Annotated in this window: 16 protein-coding genes; 12 read left to right on the top strand and 4 right to left on the bottom strand. The window is 34.3% G+C overall.

The genetic code is table 11. The features are described from left to right. Positions 1 to 63: 63 nt before the first annotated feature. Positions 64 to 519 carry a DUF4168 domain-containing protein gene (locus G3A46_RS01260; RefSeq protein WP_165145183.1) on the top strand — a complete coding sequence of 152 codons (456 nt, stop codon included), beginning with the start codon at positions 64 to 66 and terminating at the stop codon, positions 517 to 519. A 187-nt stretch (positions 520 to 706) separates the two neighbouring features. Further along, positions 707 to 1273, top strand: coding sequence for a 5-formyltetrahydrofolate cyclo-ligase (locus G3A46_RS01255; protein ID WP_165145180.1), 567 nt, complete (start codon positions 707 to 709; stop codon positions 1271 to 1273). Positions 1274 to 1312: 39 nt separating this feature from the next. Here G3A46_RS01255 and G3A46_RS01250 read toward each other — a convergent pair whose 3' ends face one another. From G3A46_RS01250 to G3A46_RS01235, 4 genes are all read right to left on the bottom strand, one after another. Further along, positions 1313 to 1927, bottom strand: coding sequence for a lipoprotein signal peptidase (locus G3A46_RS01250; protein ID WP_165145177.1), 615 nt, complete (start codon positions 1925 to 1927; stop codon positions 1313 to 1315). 305 nt (positions 1928 to 2232) lie between these two features. Then, positions 2233 to 2616 (bottom strand): TraR/DksA C4-type zinc finger protein, encoded by a 384-nt coding sequence (locus G3A46_RS01245; protein WP_139854072.1) that lies wholly within the window; start codon positions 2614 to 2616, stop codon positions 2233 to 2235. Positions 2617 to 2619: 3 nt separating this feature from the next. Then, on the bottom strand, positions 2620 to 6051 hold the full coding sequence (gene ileS / locus G3A46_RS01240) for an isoleucine--tRNA ligase (protein ID WP_165145174.1): 3432 nt from the start codon (positions 6049 to 6051) through the stop codon (positions 2620 to 2622). Positions 6052 to 6271: 220 nt separating this feature from the next. Continuing rightward, positions 6272 to 6790, bottom strand: coding sequence for a hypothetical protein (locus tag G3A46_RS01235; protein WP_165145171.1), 519 nt, complete (start codon positions 6788 to 6790; stop codon positions 6272 to 6274). 403 nt (positions 6791 to 7193) lie between these two features. Here G3A46_RS01235 and G3A46_RS01230 point away from each other — a divergent pair, with 403 nt between their 5' ends. The 10 genes from G3A46_RS01230 (at position 7194) to G3A46_RS01185 (ending at position 18128) form a co-directional block, all read left to right on the top strand. Then, on the top strand, positions 7194 to 9287 hold the full coding sequence (locus G3A46_RS01230; protein ID WP_165145168.1) for a thioredoxin family protein: 2094 nt from the start codon (positions 7194 to 7196) through the stop codon (positions 9285 to 9287). A 20-nt stretch (positions 9288 to 9307) separates the two neighbouring features. Continuing rightward, entirely contained in the window at positions 9308 to 10798 is a 1491-nt protein-coding gene (locus G3A46_RS01225) for an aminotransferase class V-fold PLP-dependent enzyme (protein WP_165145165.1), read from the top strand. A 58-nt stretch (positions 10799 to 10856) separates the two neighbouring features. Further along, a complete protein-coding gene (locus G3A46_RS01220) occupies positions 10857 to 11747 on the top strand; it encodes a DUF6268 family outer membrane beta-barrel protein (RefSeq protein WP_165145162.1) in 891 nt (296 codons plus the stop codon). A gap of 107 nt (positions 11748 to 11854) precedes the next feature. Continuing rightward, entirely contained in the window at positions 11855 to 12208 is a 354-nt protein-coding gene (locus G3A46_RS01215) for a hypothetical protein (protein WP_165145159.1), read from the top strand. A 124-nt stretch (positions 12209 to 12332) separates the two neighbouring features. Next, positions 12333 to 12866: a lipid-binding SYLF domain-containing protein gene (locus G3A46_RS01210; protein WP_165145156.1), complete on the top strand. Its 534-nt coding sequence runs from the start codon at positions 12333 to 12335 to the stop codon at positions 12864 to 12866. A 165-nt stretch (positions 12867 to 13031) separates the two neighbouring features. Beyond that, positions 13032 to 14120 carry a HAMP domain-containing sensor histidine kinase gene (locus G3A46_RS01205; RefSeq protein ID WP_165145153.1) on the top strand — a complete coding sequence of 363 codons (1089 nt, stop codon included), beginning with the start codon at positions 13032 to 13034 and terminating at the stop codon, positions 14118 to 14120. Positions 14121 to 14126: 6 nt separating this feature from the next. After that, a complete protein-coding gene (locus tag G3A46_RS01200; RefSeq protein ID WP_165145150.1) occupies positions 14127 to 15443 on the top strand; it encodes a sigma-54 dependent transcriptional regulator in 1317 nt (438 codons plus the stop codon). 399 nt (positions 15444 to 15842) lie between these two features. Continuing rightward, on the top strand, positions 15843 to 17138 hold the full coding sequence (locus G3A46_RS01195) for a Glu/Leu/Phe/Val dehydrogenase (RefSeq protein ID WP_165145147.1): 1296 nt from the start codon (positions 15843 to 15845) through the stop codon (positions 17136 to 17138). A gap of 99 nt (positions 17139 to 17237) precedes the next feature. Continuing rightward, entirely contained in the window at positions 17238 to 17654 is a 417-nt protein-coding gene (locus tag G3A46_RS01190; protein ID WP_165145144.1) for a GreA/GreB family elongation factor, read from the top strand. Between the two features lie 93 nt (positions 17655 to 17747). Further along, positions 17748 to 18128 (top strand): hypothetical protein, encoded by a 381-nt coding sequence (locus G3A46_RS01185; RefSeq protein WP_165145141.1) that lies wholly within the window; start codon positions 17748 to 17750, stop codon positions 18126 to 18128. Positions 18129 to 18140: the final 12 nt, after the last annotated feature.

Genomic DNA, 18140 nt, shown 5'->3' with positions numbered 1-18140 from the left:
TCATTTAGACCTATCTTATTATTGAGTCAATTCTTCTAATCATTTTATCTTTAAATATCAATTATGTTAAAATCAGTAAAACTTAAAAGTGTATTTTTATTTGTAACAATGTTGGGGACTTTTGGTCTTTTTGCCCAAGATAACCAAGTTAGTGAGGCAGAGTTAACAAAATTTGCCAATGCTTATATAGAATTACAAGTTCAAAATCAAACGGCACAACAAAAGATGGTTCAAATTATTGAAGCAGAAGGAATAGATGTACAACGCTTTAGTGCAATTCAGCAAGCTAGTATGAATCCAGAGGTAAAGGTTGAAGCCACAGAAGAAGAAATAAAAAAGCACCAAAGTGCAATTGAAAAAATGCAAAAATTGCAACCAGAATTAGAAAAAGAAGCAAGTCAGAGAATTATTGCTACTGGCTTAACGATGGAACGTTTTGAAGCACTTGCGGGATTAATTCAAAATGATGAAAGCTTGCAGCAACGTGTGGAAGCTATTTTAATGAAAAGTCAGGAATAATATAATATTTCAAATTTGTATAAAGAGAGAGGTTTTAGCCTCTCTTTTTTTATTTCTTGATTTCTCCCAAAATATGAATAAAAAAGAGAGACTCCAATCCCTATATTTGTGTAATAAATAAATAATTACAGTAAATCTTAGTTATATTATTTCTGACTAATGTTACTTGTATTATATGGCCTGAATTATGCTCGATAAACCCACATTGCGAAAAAAATATAAAGAATTACGCAAAAGCCTTTCTGATGAAGCTATTGATGATATGAGCCTGCAGATAGCAAACCAAGCCTTAAAACTGCCAATTTGGGATAAAACCAACTATCATATTTTTCTTACTATCACAGGAAAACAAGAGGTTAATACGGAGTACCTTTTGCATATATTACAAGGAAAGGATAAAAGCATTATCGTTCCCAAAGCTGAGTTTTCTTCAGGTGAAATGAAAAATATATTGTTACAGGAAAATACTGCTTTAAAAACTTCAGAATATGGGATTCCGGAACCTGTTTCAGGAATAGAAGTGCCGGCAGAAATAATAGATGTGGTTTTTGTTCCTTTATTAGCTTACGATAAAAAAGGAAATAGGATAGGTTACGGAAAAGGTTTTTACGATAGGTTTTTAAATAAATGTAAGACTACAGCAGTATTTATTGGACTTTCCTTTTTTGATGCTGAATCTGAAATTCCTTACGAAAACACAGATATTCCACTAGATTATTGTGTAACACCTAAGGGTACTCAATCATTTAAATAAATGCTACTTATAGTCGCTTGCGTAATGTAAGATGTTTTATTATTCAGTAATCTGCTCCTTTTTCGGAAACGCGGTTTTATTAAAAAGAAGTAATAAAATAACCCCAACGCTAATAGCAGAATCAGCAATATTGAATACAGGGTCGAAGAATGTAAAATACGTTCCTCCGAAAAAAGGAATCCATTCTGGTAGTGTTCCTCCGTATAATGGGAAGTATAGCATATCTACTACTTTTCCGTGAAACAGTGTTCCATATCCACCCTCTTCCGGGAATAAAGTTGCTACCTGTCCATAGCTGTCGTTAAAAATAATACCATAAAACACCGAGTCTATTATATTACCTAAGGCGCCAGCAAAAACCAAGGAGATACATAAAATTAAAATCTTAGGAGCGTTTTTTCTAACAGAGTCCCACAACCAATACCCAATTCCGCCAATAGCTACAATCCTAAATAGAGTTAAAAAAAGTTTGCCGTATTCTCCAGGAATTTTAGCGCCCCAAGCCATACCTTCATTTTCTACAAACAGTATTCGGAACCAATCGAAAACACGAATTTCTTCGCCTAACATAAAGTTAGTCTTGATGTAATATTTTGAAATTTGATCTATCAATAAGATCAAAATAATAATGAGAGAGGCTTTTTTAATACTCATAATTTTTTAGGCAATTGCTTTTCAGCTATACAGTTTTAGAGAACCATTGTTTCAAAATTTTACTTTAAAAAACAGGGTTTTCCAATAGCATATCTTTTGAGAATGACGGCAAAAATAGTAATATTTATCTATACTTAGTACTGAAACACTTTGGTTATTTCTTTCAGTTTCAATAGGAAGTGATTTAAATGAACAATTGGCAATTATACTTTCTTCAATTGAGGATTTCTGAAATTGTATTCCATAAAAAAAGCCCCGAATTTCTCGGGGCAATTGATGATTTTAAAATAAGTCAGCGGTCTAAATTACTTTTGTAAGTTTTTAGCCTCAATACTCAATGTAGCGTGTGGAACAAGTTTTAAACGCTCTTTGTTTATCAACTTACCTGTAACACGGCAAATTCCATAAGTTTTGTTTTCAATACGCACTAATGCGTTTTTAAGGTCACGGATAAACTTTTCTTGGCGAATAGCCAACTGTGAAGAAGTTTCCTTGCTCATAACCTCACTTCCTTCATCAAAAGCTTTGAATGTAGGTGAAGTATCGTCTGTACCGTTATTGCTATCGTTTTTATAAGCACTTTGGATAAGTTCTAGTTGTTCAGTTGCATTAGCGATTTTTTCATTTAAAAGTGCTCTAAACTCTTCTAGCTCAGCATCTGAATATCTGGTTTTTTCTGTGTCAGTCATAATCTAATGTTTTATAATACTAATAAGTGTTTCAATTTCATCAAATGCAATTTCCGTTCCGTCCTGTAAATTTGGTTGAAACTGCATAACCTCTGTTAGTGTTTCTTCTTTAATATACTGCATGTATTGTGTCACAGCAGTTTCTAATATTTCGTTGTTTTGAAGTGTAACTTTTATTTTGTCTGTAACTTCAAACCCGCTATCTTTTCTTAGATTTTGAATTCTGTTTACGAGCTCACGAGCTATACCTTCATTTTTTAAATCTGGTGTTATTGTAACGTCTAATGCTACTGTGATACCATTAGCATTTGCTACTAACCAGCCTTCTATATCTTGAGAGCTAATAATTACATCTTCAAGTGCCAATTTAGTATTTATTTCATTAATAAGTACAGTTATTTCCCCCTCTTTTTCAATTTCTGCAATTTGTTGTTGGTCAAATTTTGAAATTGCTGCTGCTACAGCTTTCATATCTTTCCCAAAACGTGGTCCTAGCACCTTAAAGTCTGGCTTTATTTGTTTTACCAATATACCAGATCCTTCGTCAATAAGCTCTATCTCTTTTACGTTTACTTCACTTTTTATTAAATCGGAAACAGCTAGTATTTCTTCTTTATCAGAATCATCCAATACAGGAATCATTATCTTCTGAAGTGGTTGACGTACCTTAATCTTCTCTCTTTGGCGCAACGATAATACCAATGACGATATTGTTTGCGCTTTTTGCATTTTGTGTTCTAGTTTCTTGTCAACGAACGCAGCATCGGCCTTTGGAAAATCGGTCAAATGTACTGAGGCTTTTTTATCTCTAGATGTCCCCTCTGTTAAGTCTTTGTAAAGCCTATCCATAAAAAATGGAGCTACAGGCGCACCTAATTTAGCAACGGTTTCAAGACAAGTGTAAAGCGTTTGGTAAGCCGAAAGTTTATCGATGTTGCTAGTGCTTCCGCCATTTTGATTTGGTCGAGCTGTTTTCCAATATCTTCTTCTACTTAATCGAACAAACCAGTTGCTCAAATTCTCTTGTACAAATTCTGAAATTGCACGTGTAGCCTTTGTCGGCTCATAATCTGAATAATATTCATCCACTTTTTGAATAAGTGTATGTAATTCAGAAAGTATCCAACGGTCAATTTCAGGTCTTTCCTCTAAGGCTATGTCTTCTTCAAGATACTTAAAATTATCGAGATTAGCATATAAACTGAAAAAACTGTACGTATTATATAGTGTTCCGAAGAATTTATTTCGCACTTCTGAAATACCGTCTTGGTCAAATTTTAAATTATCCCAAGGGTTGGCATTGCTTATCATATACCAACGTGTAGCGTCTGGACCGTAATTATCTAAAGTCTCGAATGGGTCTACAGCATTTCCTAAACGCTTACTCATTTTCTGACCGTTTTTATCTAATACAAGTCCGTTTGAAACTACGTTTTTATATGCTACATCATCAAAAATCATAGTAGCAATTGCGTGAAGTGTGTAGAACCAGCCACGAGTTTGGTCAACTCCTTCCGCAATGAAATCTGCTTGGCGCCAAGTTTTTTCAACTTTTTCTTTGTTTTCGAAAGGATAGTGCCACTGTGAGTAAGGCATACTTCCACTATCAAACCAAACATCAATTAAATCTGATTCGCGCTTCATTGGCTTTCCACTTGGAGAAACAAGTGTAATTCCATCAACTATGTTTTTATGAAGGTCAACCTTATCATAGTTTTCTTTTGAGAAATCTCCAACTTTGAAATTTTCAAAAATGTCCTTCTCCATCAATCCTGCAGAAACCGCTTTTTGCATTTCGGCCTTCAGTTCTTCAATTGAACCAATTATAATTTCCTCTTTTCCGTCTTCGGTTCTCCAAATTGGCAAAGGAATTCCCCAATAGCGTGATCGTGAAAGGTTCCAATCGTTAGCATTTGCAAGCCAATTACCAAAACGGCCTTCACCTGTGGCTTTAGGCTTCCAGTTTATTTCTTTGTTTAATTCGTGCATTCTATCGCGGAACTCGGTTACTTTAATAAACCAAGAATCCAATGGATAGTATAAAATAGGTTTGTCTGTTCTCCAACAGTTAGGATAGCTGTGAAGGTATTTCTCTACTTTAAATGCCTTGTTTTCAATTTTTAATTTAATGGCGATTTCAACGTCAACAGACTTTTCTGGTACATCAGCATCGTCATAATATTCATTTTTCACATACTTACCAGCAAACTCCTTCATCTCTGGACGGAATTTTCCTTGAAGATCTACTAGAGGTACAAGGTTTCCGTTTTCGTCTTGCACCAGCATTGGAGGAACTTCGGGAACTGCTTCTTTTGCAACTTTCGCATCATCTGCACCAAAAGTTGGGGCTGTATGTACTATACCTGTTCCGTCTTCTGTGGTAACGAAATCTCCTGCAATTATTCTAAAAGCATTTTCGGGATTGTCGTGAGGTTGAGCATAATCTAATAACTGCTCATATTTAATACCCACTAATTCCGATCCTTTAAATTCCTTTACAACTAAATATGGAATGTTTTTATCTTCTTTATTGTATGCGTCTAACGCTTCTGCATTTGTTACTTTCTCGTATTTATTAGAGAATTGGTTAGCAACTAGATTTTTAGCCAAGATTACGTTTATAGGCTCAAACGTGTATTGGTTAAATGTTTTTACTAATACATAATCAATTTTTGGACCTACAGTTAGTGCTGTGTTACTTGGCAGTGTCCAAGGAGTTGTAGTCCAAGCTATAAACCAAATATCTTTTGACTCTTCCGATAGAAAGCTTGGGAGGGTTTCAGAGATTGCTTTAAACTGAGCAACAACGGTTGTATCTGTAACATCTTGATAAGTTCCAGGTTGGTTAAGCTCGTGTGAACTTAATCCTGTTCCCGCTTTCGGTGAATACGGCTGAATTGTATAGCCTTTATAAATTAAGTTTTTGTTGTAGATTTCCTTTAAAAGCCACCAAACAGTTTCCATGTATTTTGGTTCATAGGTAATGTATGGATCTTCCATATCTACCCAATAACCTGCGCGTTCGGTAAGGTTGTTCCAAACATCTGTATATCGCATCACGGCTTTTTTACAAGCAGCGTTATATTCTTCAACAGAAATCTTTTTGCCGATATCTTCTTTGGTAATTCCTAATTCTTTTTCTACTCCCAACTCAATAGGTAAACCGTGAGTATCCCACCCAGCTTTTCTATCTACTTTATATCCTTTTTGGGTTTTATAACGACAGAAGATGTCTTTTATAGCTCGCGCCATAACGTGGTGTATTCCTGGAAGACCATTTGCAGATGGTGGTCCTTCAAAAAATACAAATGGTTCTGCTCCTTCACGAATGGAAATACTCTGTTCAAAAATGTTTTCATCTTTCCAGAAATCGAGTACTTCTTCCGCCAGTTTAGGGAGGTCTAGCCCTTTGTATTCTTTAAATTTTGTGCTCATAAGTTGGGTGTTGTAATGGTTTTTATGCCCTTTTTGTAGACAGGGTGCAAAAATAAGCAATTTTACAGAATTGAGTAGCAGAGACTAAAGGCAAAATTTGAAGTAGAAGCGTTACTAATTCAATTAGTGTTTGTAAAGAGGTGTCTTCAAAAATTATTCAATAAAAAAAGTCGTCTAAAACTTAATTTTAGACGACTTTTTAATAAGGTTAATTAATGCCTTAGATGCGCTCATAGTTTACTTTGAAACTACCTACAGTAGGAACATCATTAATCGTTTCGTTAATTTCTCTTTTTAAGTTCAATTTTGTTTCATTGAAAAGAGAAACATCAAAAGTTTCAGAATTACCGTCAATTGTAATAGTCAGTCTCTTTTTATCTGGACTAATAGAATATGTACCTTCATCATCTACAACGATAATTTCAGAATCGGTAGTAGTGTTACCAGCTGTTGTGATTTTAGTTTCAATACGGTATTGTCCTGAAGCACTATAAGAACCATTAGCTCCAAATACTGTAGTCATTTGAAAAGTATCACCAACAATTTTAGTAATAGATTTTACTTCTGTTCCATTTACAGTGTAAGTCTGCTCAATATCGCCTGTTAATAATGTTGTTTTGTAGTTACCTGAAAGGTTATCATTATTAAATACGTAAGGTCCTGGACCATCATCATCACTACTACAGCTAATTGTTGCAAGAGCAAGTGTAAAAAGAAAAATTAATTTTTTAAAATTCATAATCGTGGTTTTAAATTAAATTGTTTTATAAATAAAGTTGAGATATAATACTTTCATCAAAACTTAGATTTATATATTTTATTGTAAAGGCGGCGAAAGTAATGCGTATTATCCAAATAATAAAGTGATTAACAGATTTTTTACAGATCTAGAGTTTATGAAATTTAACCCTGAACTAAATCAAAATCCTCATTTCAAATTTGGGATTAAATAATGTTAAGCTAATGGACTAATGTTAATACTGTAGAATATTTAAATTTTAGTAATTGAAAACGGAAGATATCAATATATTTGTGGATTACCTTTTTAGGGTTTAAAATTTTAGTGACTTGTAATTAACTCCCCAATAAAAATACGTAGGTCATTGGCTATCGGTTTTTTGGGAAAAATTCAAAAATTGAAAATGAACAAATTTTTTCTCTACCTCCTCTTAACTATTGTTTCGATTTCTACAGTTCAATCTCAAATATTAGACCCAGTAAAATGGTCTACTAGTGTAAAAAAAATATCAGAATCAGAATACGATTTAATTTCAAAAGCTACAATTGAAGGTGGTTGGCATCTTTATTCACAAGTAGTTCCAGAGGGAGGACCCCTACCAACCGTTTTTACTTTTGAAGAAAATAATGCTTACAAAACTATAGGAAAAGTAAAAGAAGGGAAGGGAGTTACAGAAATGGACCCTGTGTTTGATATGATAATTACTTTCTTCTCAAACACTGCTACATTTACTCAACGTGTACAATTAACAGGTGATAAAGGAACCACTATAAAAGGTGAAGTTGAATTCATGGTGTGTGACGATACTCGTTGTTTGCCACCAAACTATGTAGATCTTGTTTTTAAAATTCCAGACCCTAAAAATGATTCAGATTCAGCAATAGCAGTTGTGGATAAAGATGATTCTAAATCTGATGACGTAAAAGAGGAAGAAAAGAATGTTGAAGAAATTGTTCCTTCCACTACCGATTTTCTAGAAAATGTAACTACTACAGATACAATACAAGGAACGGCAAATTCGTCAGACTCTTCTAAGGCTGCGGTTGAGCAAACTAAAAAACAAGAGAGTAAAGGACTTTGGACAATATTTGTTGTTGCTTTCCTTTTTGGGTTTACTGCATTGCTTACACCTTGTGTATTTCCAATGATTCCGATGACTGTTAGCTTTTTTACGAAACAAAGTAAATCTAGAGCAGCGGGAATTAAAAATGCTATTATTTACGGTATTGCAATTATTGTAATTTATGTATTCTTAGGAGCGATTGTAACTTGGTTTTTTGGAGCTGATGCGCTTAATGCCTTATCAACAAACGTATGGTTTAATTTCTTTTTCTTCATATTACTAGTAATATTCGCACTTTCATTTTTAGGTGCTTTTGAAATAATGCTTCCTAACTCTTGGGCAAATAAAGTAGACAAACAAGCAGATAGAGGAGGTATAATTGGGATTTTCTTTATGGCACTGGCATTAGCCATTGTTTCTTTTTCATGTACAGGTCCTATTATTGGAACATTGCTAGTAGAAGCTGCCTCTAAAGGGGGAATTGCTCCTTTTGTTGGGATGTTCGGATTCTCATTAGCGTTAGCAATGCCATTTGCATTGTTCGCAGCATTCCCAGGGTGGATGAATTCACTTCCAAAATCTGGTGGATGGTTAAACACAGTAAAAGTGTTTTTAGGATTCTTAGAATTGGCATTAGCATTTAAATTCCTTTCAAACGCAGACTTAGTTCTTCAACTACATTGGTTAGAAAGAGAGGTATTCTTAGCAATTTGGATTGCTGTTTTTGGAGCTTTAACGCTTTACTTATTCGGAAAATTCCAATTACCACACGATTCACCTATCGACAGATTATCGGTAGGGCGTCTAAGCATAGGATTAATTGTTGCTGCATTTACTATTTATCTAATACCAGGATTGTGGGGTGCTCCTCTAAAACTAATTAGTGGTTTCCCACCTCCAATGCAGTACAGCGAATCTCCTTATGGTGTAGGTTACACAAAATTAGGTAGCGGTGGAAGCGCTACTACAGCTGAATTCCCTGAAGGAGCTCATCTTGGACCACACGATATTTTGGCATTCCACGATTATGAAACTGGATTGGCATATGCTAAAAAAGTTGGAAAACCTGTATTGGTAGATTTCACGGGGCACGCTTGTGTAAACTGTCGTAAAATGGAAGAACGCGTTTGGAGTGAACCTAAAATATTAAAGTTACTGAATAACGACGTAGTTCTTATTTCACTTTATGTTGATGATAAAAGACCATTGCCAGAAGGAGAAAAGTACATTTCGGAAATATCTGGAAAGGAGTTGAAGTATATCGGTCAAAAATGGAGTGAATTCCAAATTTTAAGATATAAAGCAAACGCACAGCCATTCTATGTGTTAATGGATCACAACGAAGAAAATTTAATAGATCCAGTAGGTTATACTCCAGATATTGAGGAGTATTACGATTGGCTTCAAAATGGTGTAGGTGCCTTCGATAAATAATAACATTTAAATTTTAGACAGTGATAACTTCTGAAAAAAATATAGAGGCTAGCGCGCTGGAAAAGTATTTTGAGACTTTCAGAAATAATATTGTTGGTATCAATCAAAGCTTTACTTCGCCATTCGGAAGCAAAAAGATAATTTATACCGACTGGACAGCAAGTGGTCGTTTGTATGCGCCCATTGAAGAAAAACTTCTAAAAGACTTTGGGCCTTTTGTAGCTAATACGCATACCGAAACATCCGTAACGGGAACGGCTATGACTAGAGCTTACCACGAGGCTAGAAACATTATTAAAAGGCACGTTAATGCCAACCAAAATGATGTGTTAATTACCTCTGGTAGCGGAATGACGGGAGCTGTAAATAAGTTTCAACGTATTCTTGGATTGAAAATTCCTGAGAATATTAAAAAGTACACTAAGATTCCTGACGAAATAAGACCTGTGGTTTTTGTTACTCATATGGAGCACCACAGCAATCAGACTTCATGGTTAGAAACTATAGCAGATGTTGTTGTAATTCCACCAAATGATGATGTTTTAGTTTGTCTAGAAACTTTTGAAGAAATTCTAAAAAAACACGCAGACCGACCTATAAAGATTGCTGCAGTTACTGCTTGCTCTAACGTAACAGGAATTCAGACGCCATACCACGAAATTGCAAAATTGATGCACGCGCAAGGAGGCCTTTGTTTTGTAGATTTTGCTTGTTCTGCGCCGTATATTTCAATTGATATGCACCCAGAAGAAGAAGGTGCTCACCTGGATGCGATATTCTTTTCGCCGCATAAATTTTTGGGAGGTCCTGGAAGTAGTGGTGTGCTAATTTTTAATAATAATCTTTATAAAAATACTATTCCTGATAACCCAGGAGGAGGAACTGTATCGTGGACAAACCCTTGGGGGAATCATAAATATATTGACGATATCGAAACTCGTGAAGATGGCGGTACCCCAGGATTTTTACAAACTATTCGCACAGCGCTTTCAATTCGTTTGAAAGAAAAAATGGGAGTTGAAAATATTTTAAAACGCGAACACGAAATTTTAGATATAGTTTTTGAAAAACTCAATAAAATCCCAAACCTAAACATACTCGCGCCCAATATTCAAGATAGATTGGCGGTAATCAGCTTTTATATAGATGATTTACACTTCAATCTTGGTGTGAAAATTTTAAATGATTATTTCGGAATTCAAACTCGTGGAGGTTGTTCTTGCGCAGGCACTTATGGCCATTATTTGCTTCACGTAGATCAAGAAACTTCAAATAGTATTACTTGTGAAATAGACTCTGGAGATTTATCGCATAAACCAGGGTGGATAAGGATGTCTTTTAGTCCAACAACAACTAATGCTGAAGTTTTATACGTTTGTGAGGCATTAAAACAATTAGCAGAAAACTTTCCAACTTGGAGTAAAGACTATAAGTATAATTCAAAAAGCAACGAATATATTCATATCAATGAAGCTGTAGACAATAAAATGGAGGACTGGTTTACGTTCTAGTAAATATTTATTTTATCTTTAAAACGATAAACTTGCTTACCATTTTATTCTACATATATTGAAAAAACTATTACTTCTCGTTTTTCTGTTTCCGCTTTCAATTTCTGCACAAGAATATGTGGATCTATTCCGAATAGGATATGGGCAAACTTTAAATAATAATTTTAAAGATTCCGACAGTGATACAAATGTTGATTTTTTTGATGTTGGCTTCACATTTCCTTTAGTTTTAAACGAAAACCACGCATTAATTACTGGAGCTGATTTCAGCTTTAATAAGGTTCAATTATTTCCCGAATCAAAATTTTCAAATCTTTACAGTACGAATTTGAAATTAGGAATGGCCTCTACATGGTCGGAAAAATGGAGTACAACAATAGTTTTGTTGCCTAAAATTGCTTCAGATTACCATGATATTTCTAGTGATGACTTTTTTCTTGGAGCCTTTGCCTTGTTAAAATTAAAAAAGAACAAAAACCTTACCTATCGCTTTGGGTTTTATGGGTCTCAAGAAGCTTTTGGGTTGTTTACTACTCCTATTTTAGGATGGTATTATCTAAGCCCAAACAAACGATTTGAAATGGATATGAGTCTGCCAATTGCAGCAGATGTTAGTTACAAGCTAGGTGCTACAACCGTTGGAATTGACTACTTTGGAATTGGACGCAGTTATAATGTTCATTATGAAAACATCAAAACACTTTACGCCGATTTAAGTTCATTAGAATTTGCAAGTTATTTACAATTTAATGCTTTACAAGAAAGTGTGTTGCTACGTGCAAAGGTTGGATATTCTACCAATAAATATGAAATGTATGCCGAAGGCGAAAAGATTGATTTAGGTCTTTCTGCCTTTAGTTTTGGCGATAATAGAACACAATTAAATCCTACTTTAAGTGGCGGAGTATTTTTGAAATTGGAAGCTATTTATAGATTTCATATTAAGTGAAAATTAATACCAATTAAAACCTAAAGATCAAGAGATGAATTTCTAAAATAGCTGAATTTCAGATTTTTAAATTGGAAATTGATCCTTGAATTTTTTATATTTAGACTATGGAGCGAAAATGTCCAGAATGCGGGGGTAAAATTATAGGTCGCGCAGACAAGAAATTCTGCAGCGACGCTTGTCGTAATTCCTATAATAATTCACTTAATAAGGACAGTAAAAACTTAGTTAGAAATATAAATAACCGACTCCGTAAAAACTATCGTATTCTCGAAGAGTTAAACAAAGAAGATAAAACCAAAACCACAAAAAGTACACTTCAAAGAAAAGGGTTTAGTTTTGAATACTTCACAAGCACCTATACCACAAAATCAGGTTCTACCTATTATTATTTATACGACCAAGGATATCTTCCATTAGACAATGACTTTTATCTTTTAGTAAAAAAAGATCTCAAATAAATATTGCAGCCCCTTCCTTTTTAATAGCCTATTGGCATATAATTATATTTAATCTAACACTCTTTTAACCTATCCTTTTTTGTGAAAGAATTAATTTTAGGCTTAAATAATAAAAAGTAAGATTATGAAAACTAAAAACATATTAATGGTAATGATGCTATTTTTTAGTGTATCATTATTTGCGCAAGCCGTCGATGATAAAAGGGTAGTTGCAGATGCTGAAAATGCGAAAGCTGCTTTTCTAGAAGTAAACCCAAAACTTCAACGCTATTTTGATGATGCAAAAGCCTATGTAATTTTTCCAAATGTAGGTAAAGGAGCTGTAATTATTGGGGCTGCATCTGGTAATGGAGCAGTTTACGAACAAGGTCAACTTGTAGGTATGGCCAGTATGAAACAACTTGATGTGGGAGCCCAAATTGGAGGAAAAGCCTTTAGCGAAATTGTTTTCTTAAAAACAGATAAAGCTGTTGAAGACTTTATGAATAATAAATTTCGTTTTGGATCGAATTTATCAGCCATTGCTGTAAACCAAAGTCCACCTTCATTTGATGTAACATATACCGATGGTGTAGCCGTATTTACACTTCCGAAAGAAGGATTAATGGCTGAGGTTTCAGTTGGAGGACAAAAATTTGAATTTAGACCTTTCGATTAATCTATTTTCATAATAGATATAAAACTTAAGGCATTTTATAAAAACTGTTTAAGACGTATTTGAAGTCTTAAACAGTTTTTTTATTCGGTTTTTTCAAGTGAAACTACTACTAAAACCCTACGAAGCTTTTATTTTGATACCTTTGAAAAAGATCTATTATCTTTTATGACACCAGAAGAAAATCTTACCGAGCGTCTCAAAGAACTCACCTGTTTGTATGAGGTTTCGTCTATAATTGTAAACAACGATTATAACGAATTAGATAAAACTCTATACTCGATTGTATTGAGTCTTAGGAAGTCTTTTCAATTTAACAAGCATACTACTGTTGAAATAAACTCGCATCCATTTCATCTTATTTCAAATGCGCTGCCTAAAACCAGTGTTACCATTGAAAGCAACATTAAAGTTTTTAATGAGCCGAAAGGGTATATTAAAGTGCACTATCCTTCGAATAAATACTCTAAAGAAGATTTTTTAAAAGAAGAAAAACAGTTGTTAGATACTGTGGCAATTAATGTTGGTGATTTGTTAGAGCGCGTGTCAATTCGAGAAAATGAAACGGTTCTAAAGCGAAAAATGGAACACGCAGACCGATTGAGTATTTTGGGTGAAATTACTGCGGGAATTGCTCACGAACTCAATACCCCTCTTGCTAATATTCTTGGTTTTGCAGAATTACTAAAAAGTAAAGAGACTGAAAACACTCAAACGAGCAAAGACCTCGATAAAATAATTAATAGCGCAATTTTCTCAAGAGAAGTAGTTAAAAAACTGATGTTTTTTGCTTGTGAAATGCCACAAAATCTGGATCAAACAGATATTGTTCCTGTAATTAGAGATGCCGTAAACTTACTTGATCCTACGTTTAAAAAGAACGAAGTTAGGTGTAAGGTGATACTTCCTGATGAGCCAGTTATGCTTAAGGCCGATACTATTCAGCTTACTCAAGTAATTTTCAATCTAACTTTAAATGCCATTTACTTTTCTCCTCAAGATGGGTTGATTACAATTTCATTGGAACAGAAAAATAAAAGTATAATCTTAAAAATTTCTGATGAAGGACCTGGTGTTCCAGATGAGAATGTTGATAGAATTTTTCAACCATTTTACACGACAAAATCTGTTGGAGATGGTTCAGGACTTGGGTTGAGTGTTGTGCACGGAATTATAAGAAGTCATCGTGCTACCATTGATTATCAGGATAATAATCCTAGAGGTGCTATTTTTGTAATTACATTTCAAAAACATTAAAAACAGATGCTGCAAAAGGAAAACATATTGATAGTTGATGATGATATAAATATCCTTGAGCTTATACAGCGGCATCTACATTCGTTAGGATATCATACGTATAAAGCTGTTTCGGTAAAAGAAGCAGTAGCTATCTTACGCGACACGGATATAGACTTACTTATTACCGATTTAAAAATGCCTGAAGTTGATGGATTTCAACTTATTCAATTTGTTTCAGAACACTATCCTAATATGCCTAAATTGGTGGTTACAGGCTACCCTTCTATTCAAGATGCCCTTTCAGCTATTAAGTCTGGTGCCGTGGATTATTTGGTAAAACCTTTTACCAAAGAAGAATTAAAACAAGGAGTTTTAAAATCACTTTCAACCAGGTCAAAAAGAAAGAAATCTACAGAATCAGTTGACACAAAAAGGTACAATGAAATTATCGGGGAGAGTCAGTTAATTAAAAATGTACTTCAGATAATTGATAGGGTAAAAGACAACAAGGCCACAATATTTATAAGTGGTGAAAGTGGGACAGGAAAAGAGTTGGTAGCTCGTTCAATTCACTATAATGGTAAGTTTTCTCGTGCGCCGTTTATTGCGGTTAACTGCGGAGGAATCCCTGAAAATCTATTAGAATCAGAACTTTTTGGTTATGTAAAGGGAGCGTTTACAGGGGCTAATGAAGACCGCGATGGTTTTTTCCAGGCTGCAGAAGGTGGTACTATTTTTTTAGATGAAATTGGAAATGCGCCATTATCTGTTCAAACCCGACTTTTAAGAGTTTTACAGGAGAAAGAGGTGATGAAAGTAGGTGAAAGAAAAACAGAAAAAATTGATGTTCGTGTAATTGCAGCAACAAATAGCGATTTAAAAGATATGATTGCGAAGGAGACTTTTAGAGAAGATCTTTTTTATCGATTAACAGTTGTAGAAATAAATGTACCGCCACTTCGCGAGCGAAAAGAGGACATTCCGTTATTAGCAGATAAGTTTTTGTTTAAATATGGAAATGAATACAAAGATCGTTACGTTACACTAGATTCTGATGCGCAAGCCTTATTACAGCGGTATGATTGGCCAGGAAATATTCGGGAATTGGAAAATGTAATCCAGCGTGCGGTAATTATGTGCGATCGAACAATTGGCGTAAAAGACTTGCCTGAAACACTTAAATATCAGATAGACTTTCCTGACAGCGATTTACTTTCTTTAAAAGAAATGGAGAAGATTTATATCCAAAAAGTGCTAGAGGCCACAAATAATAATCAAACTAAAGCTGCCGAAATTCTCAATATCGACCGAAAGACACTTCGCGGTAAAATTAAAGAATAGCAGCTAGGCTCTTTCAAAAAACTTTTAACCTTTCATATCATCCTTCATTTTAGGTTGGGGAATTTCTCCCCACCTGAGAAAATTTTCCCCAGAGTATAGCCTAAATTTTTTAATGTAAAAAATCGTCTAAAGGCCTGTGGTTTCAATTGTTTGTGTAAATTTATGACTATAAAATAATAGATGGCACGCGCCTTGCCGATAAAATATTTAAGTAATATATAAGCAGGAGAAAGCATAAGAAATTTATGTTATCAAACGTTCGTACGTTACTTGTTTTGTGTTTACGCATAATCCAAGCTTGGTGTTTATCTGTGGCGATTTTGAGAAATTTCAGCAAAACGCACCGAAGCCTTTATTAAAAAGGAAGCCAGAAATGGCAGCTAATTAAAATTAATTAAAATGATAAACGAACAAACAGTGGAAAAACCAAAGCCATTAAAAAGAGGGATGTTGGACAATGTGTTGGAGCAATTCAACCATGCAGCAGATATTATAAATCTGAATCCAAATGTTCGCAAAATCCTAAGTATTACTAACACCGAAATTATTATAAATTTTCCAGTTCGTATGGATAATGGCGACGTGGAAATATTTACAGGGTATCGAGTTCAGCATAACAATGCACTTGGGCCATACAAAGGAGGTCTTCGTTACCACCCTACTGTAGATATTGATGCTGCACGTGCATTGGCGATGTGGATGACTTGGAAAACTTCGTTGGCAGGTTTGCCTTATGGAGGTGCAAAAGGAGGGATTCAAATAGATCCTTCAAAGTTTTCTAAAAATGAATTAGAGCGTATTACCCGTAGGTTTACTTATGCTTTAGGTGAAAACATAGGACCTGAGCACGATATTCCTGCTCCAGATGTAAATACAAACGCTCAAACAATGGCGTGGATTGCCGACACTTATATGAGTACTAAAAGTACTAGTGAGCGTTCAAAAAACCAGCACGTTGTTACAGGAAAGCCAACAGGAAGTGGTGGTTTAGAAGGTCGTGACCGAGCTACAGGTTACGGTGTTTTCTTAACTATTAAATTCTGGGCAGAAAAGAATAATATTAGTTTAGCAGGAAAAAAGTACATCGTTCAAGGTTTCGGTAATGTGGGCTATTGGGCTTCACACTTCCTAGAAATTGAAGGTGCCAAATTGGTAGGTGTACAAGATGCTTTTGGAAGTATTCAAAATCAAGAAGGTATTTCTACAGAAGATCTTTTCAACTATAGCGTTTCAAACAATGGAAGCATCTTAGGTTTCCCAGAAGCAAAACCATTTGACAGTAAAGATTTTTTCAGTATAGATTGCGACATCTGTATTCCAGCAGCATTAGGAAATCAAATAACTAAGCATAACGCACATACAATAAAAGCAACTTTAATTGCTGAAGGAGCAAATGGTCCTACAGATGTTGAAGGAGAAAAAATATTAATGGAACGTGGAATAACTATTATTCCAGACATTCTATGTAATTCAGGAGGTGTAATTGGAAGTTATTTTGAATGGCTTCAAAACCGTAACGGAGAGCTTTGGCAAATGGATGAGATTCTAGAAAAGCTTGAAAAGAAACTTCGTACTTCATTTGAAAAAGTTCTTAAATACACAGAAGAAAATAAAACAGATATGAGAACAGCAGCTTTCAGTATAGCTATAGAGCGTATTGAAAAAGCTTATATACTTAGAGGTATATTTCCATAATCTTTTACCAACTTATACAAGATAGTTCATCCTCCTCACATATTGTTTTTTATAAAGCACTGTGATGAACTATCTTTTTTTAAAACAGACAAAGGAACCATGAAATATGGAAATTTGATATTAGAAAAAAAGGAATACGTCTTTTTAAAGCGTCTATTAAATGTTTCCGGCTATTATAAAGACGAAAACACAAAAGAATCGTTGAAAAAATTGAGTACAGAAATGACTGTAGCTCGTATTTGCGATAACGATGAAATGCCTGATGATGTAATTCGCTTTAACAGTGTAGTTACGGTTAAATCTGGTACTTGGGAAAATCAATTTCAATTGGTAATTCCTACCGAACGTGATATAGCGGCAAATAAAATTTCGATTTTGGCTCCAATGGGTGCAGCTGTAATGGGATATGCGCAAGGCGATTCTGTAATTTGGAAATTTCCTAATGGTTCAAAAGAATTGCTAATTACAAGCGTTCAACAAGCAGAAAAACCTATAGATATAGACGTATTGTTATAATAAAAGGCAAGACCTTTAAATAATTTAAGAGTGGTTAGTTACAAAGGAGTTTTTGTAATTAACTGCTTTAATAAACTTAAAAAAAAGAGTATCATGCAGATTTACAATCACGATTCCCCTGAATCAATAGCTTATAAAAACAATTATGTTGAGCTTGAAAACTGGTTAGATCATTTAAATTACATTGGTAAAGAAATAACTAATCTAGTAGATCTAGGTAAAGCCCAACTTACAACCAAAGAAGATTCACAAGCTGTGCTAGAGAAATTCCTAAAGGAAAAAGAAGTAAACGATTTAAAAATAATTGAGTTTCAAAAGTACCAAGATGGTTTACCTAGAGCTGCTGAGTGTGAAGATGTTGAATGTGATATGTTTTTTGTGTCTGAACACGAAAAATTTAGAAAGAACTATATGCAACATTTAGAAAACTATAGAAAAGTAAAAGAAGAGTATTTTAGCGTTTTATTAAAGTAATTTTTTAAAACC

Source organism: Aequorivita sp. KMM 9714 (assembly GCF_011065475.1).
Lineage (GTDB): Bacteria > Bacteroidota > Bacteroidia > Flavobacteriales > Flavobacteriaceae > Aequorivita > Aequorivita sinensis.
This window is presented reverse-complemented; position numbering and strand designations above follow the sequence as displayed.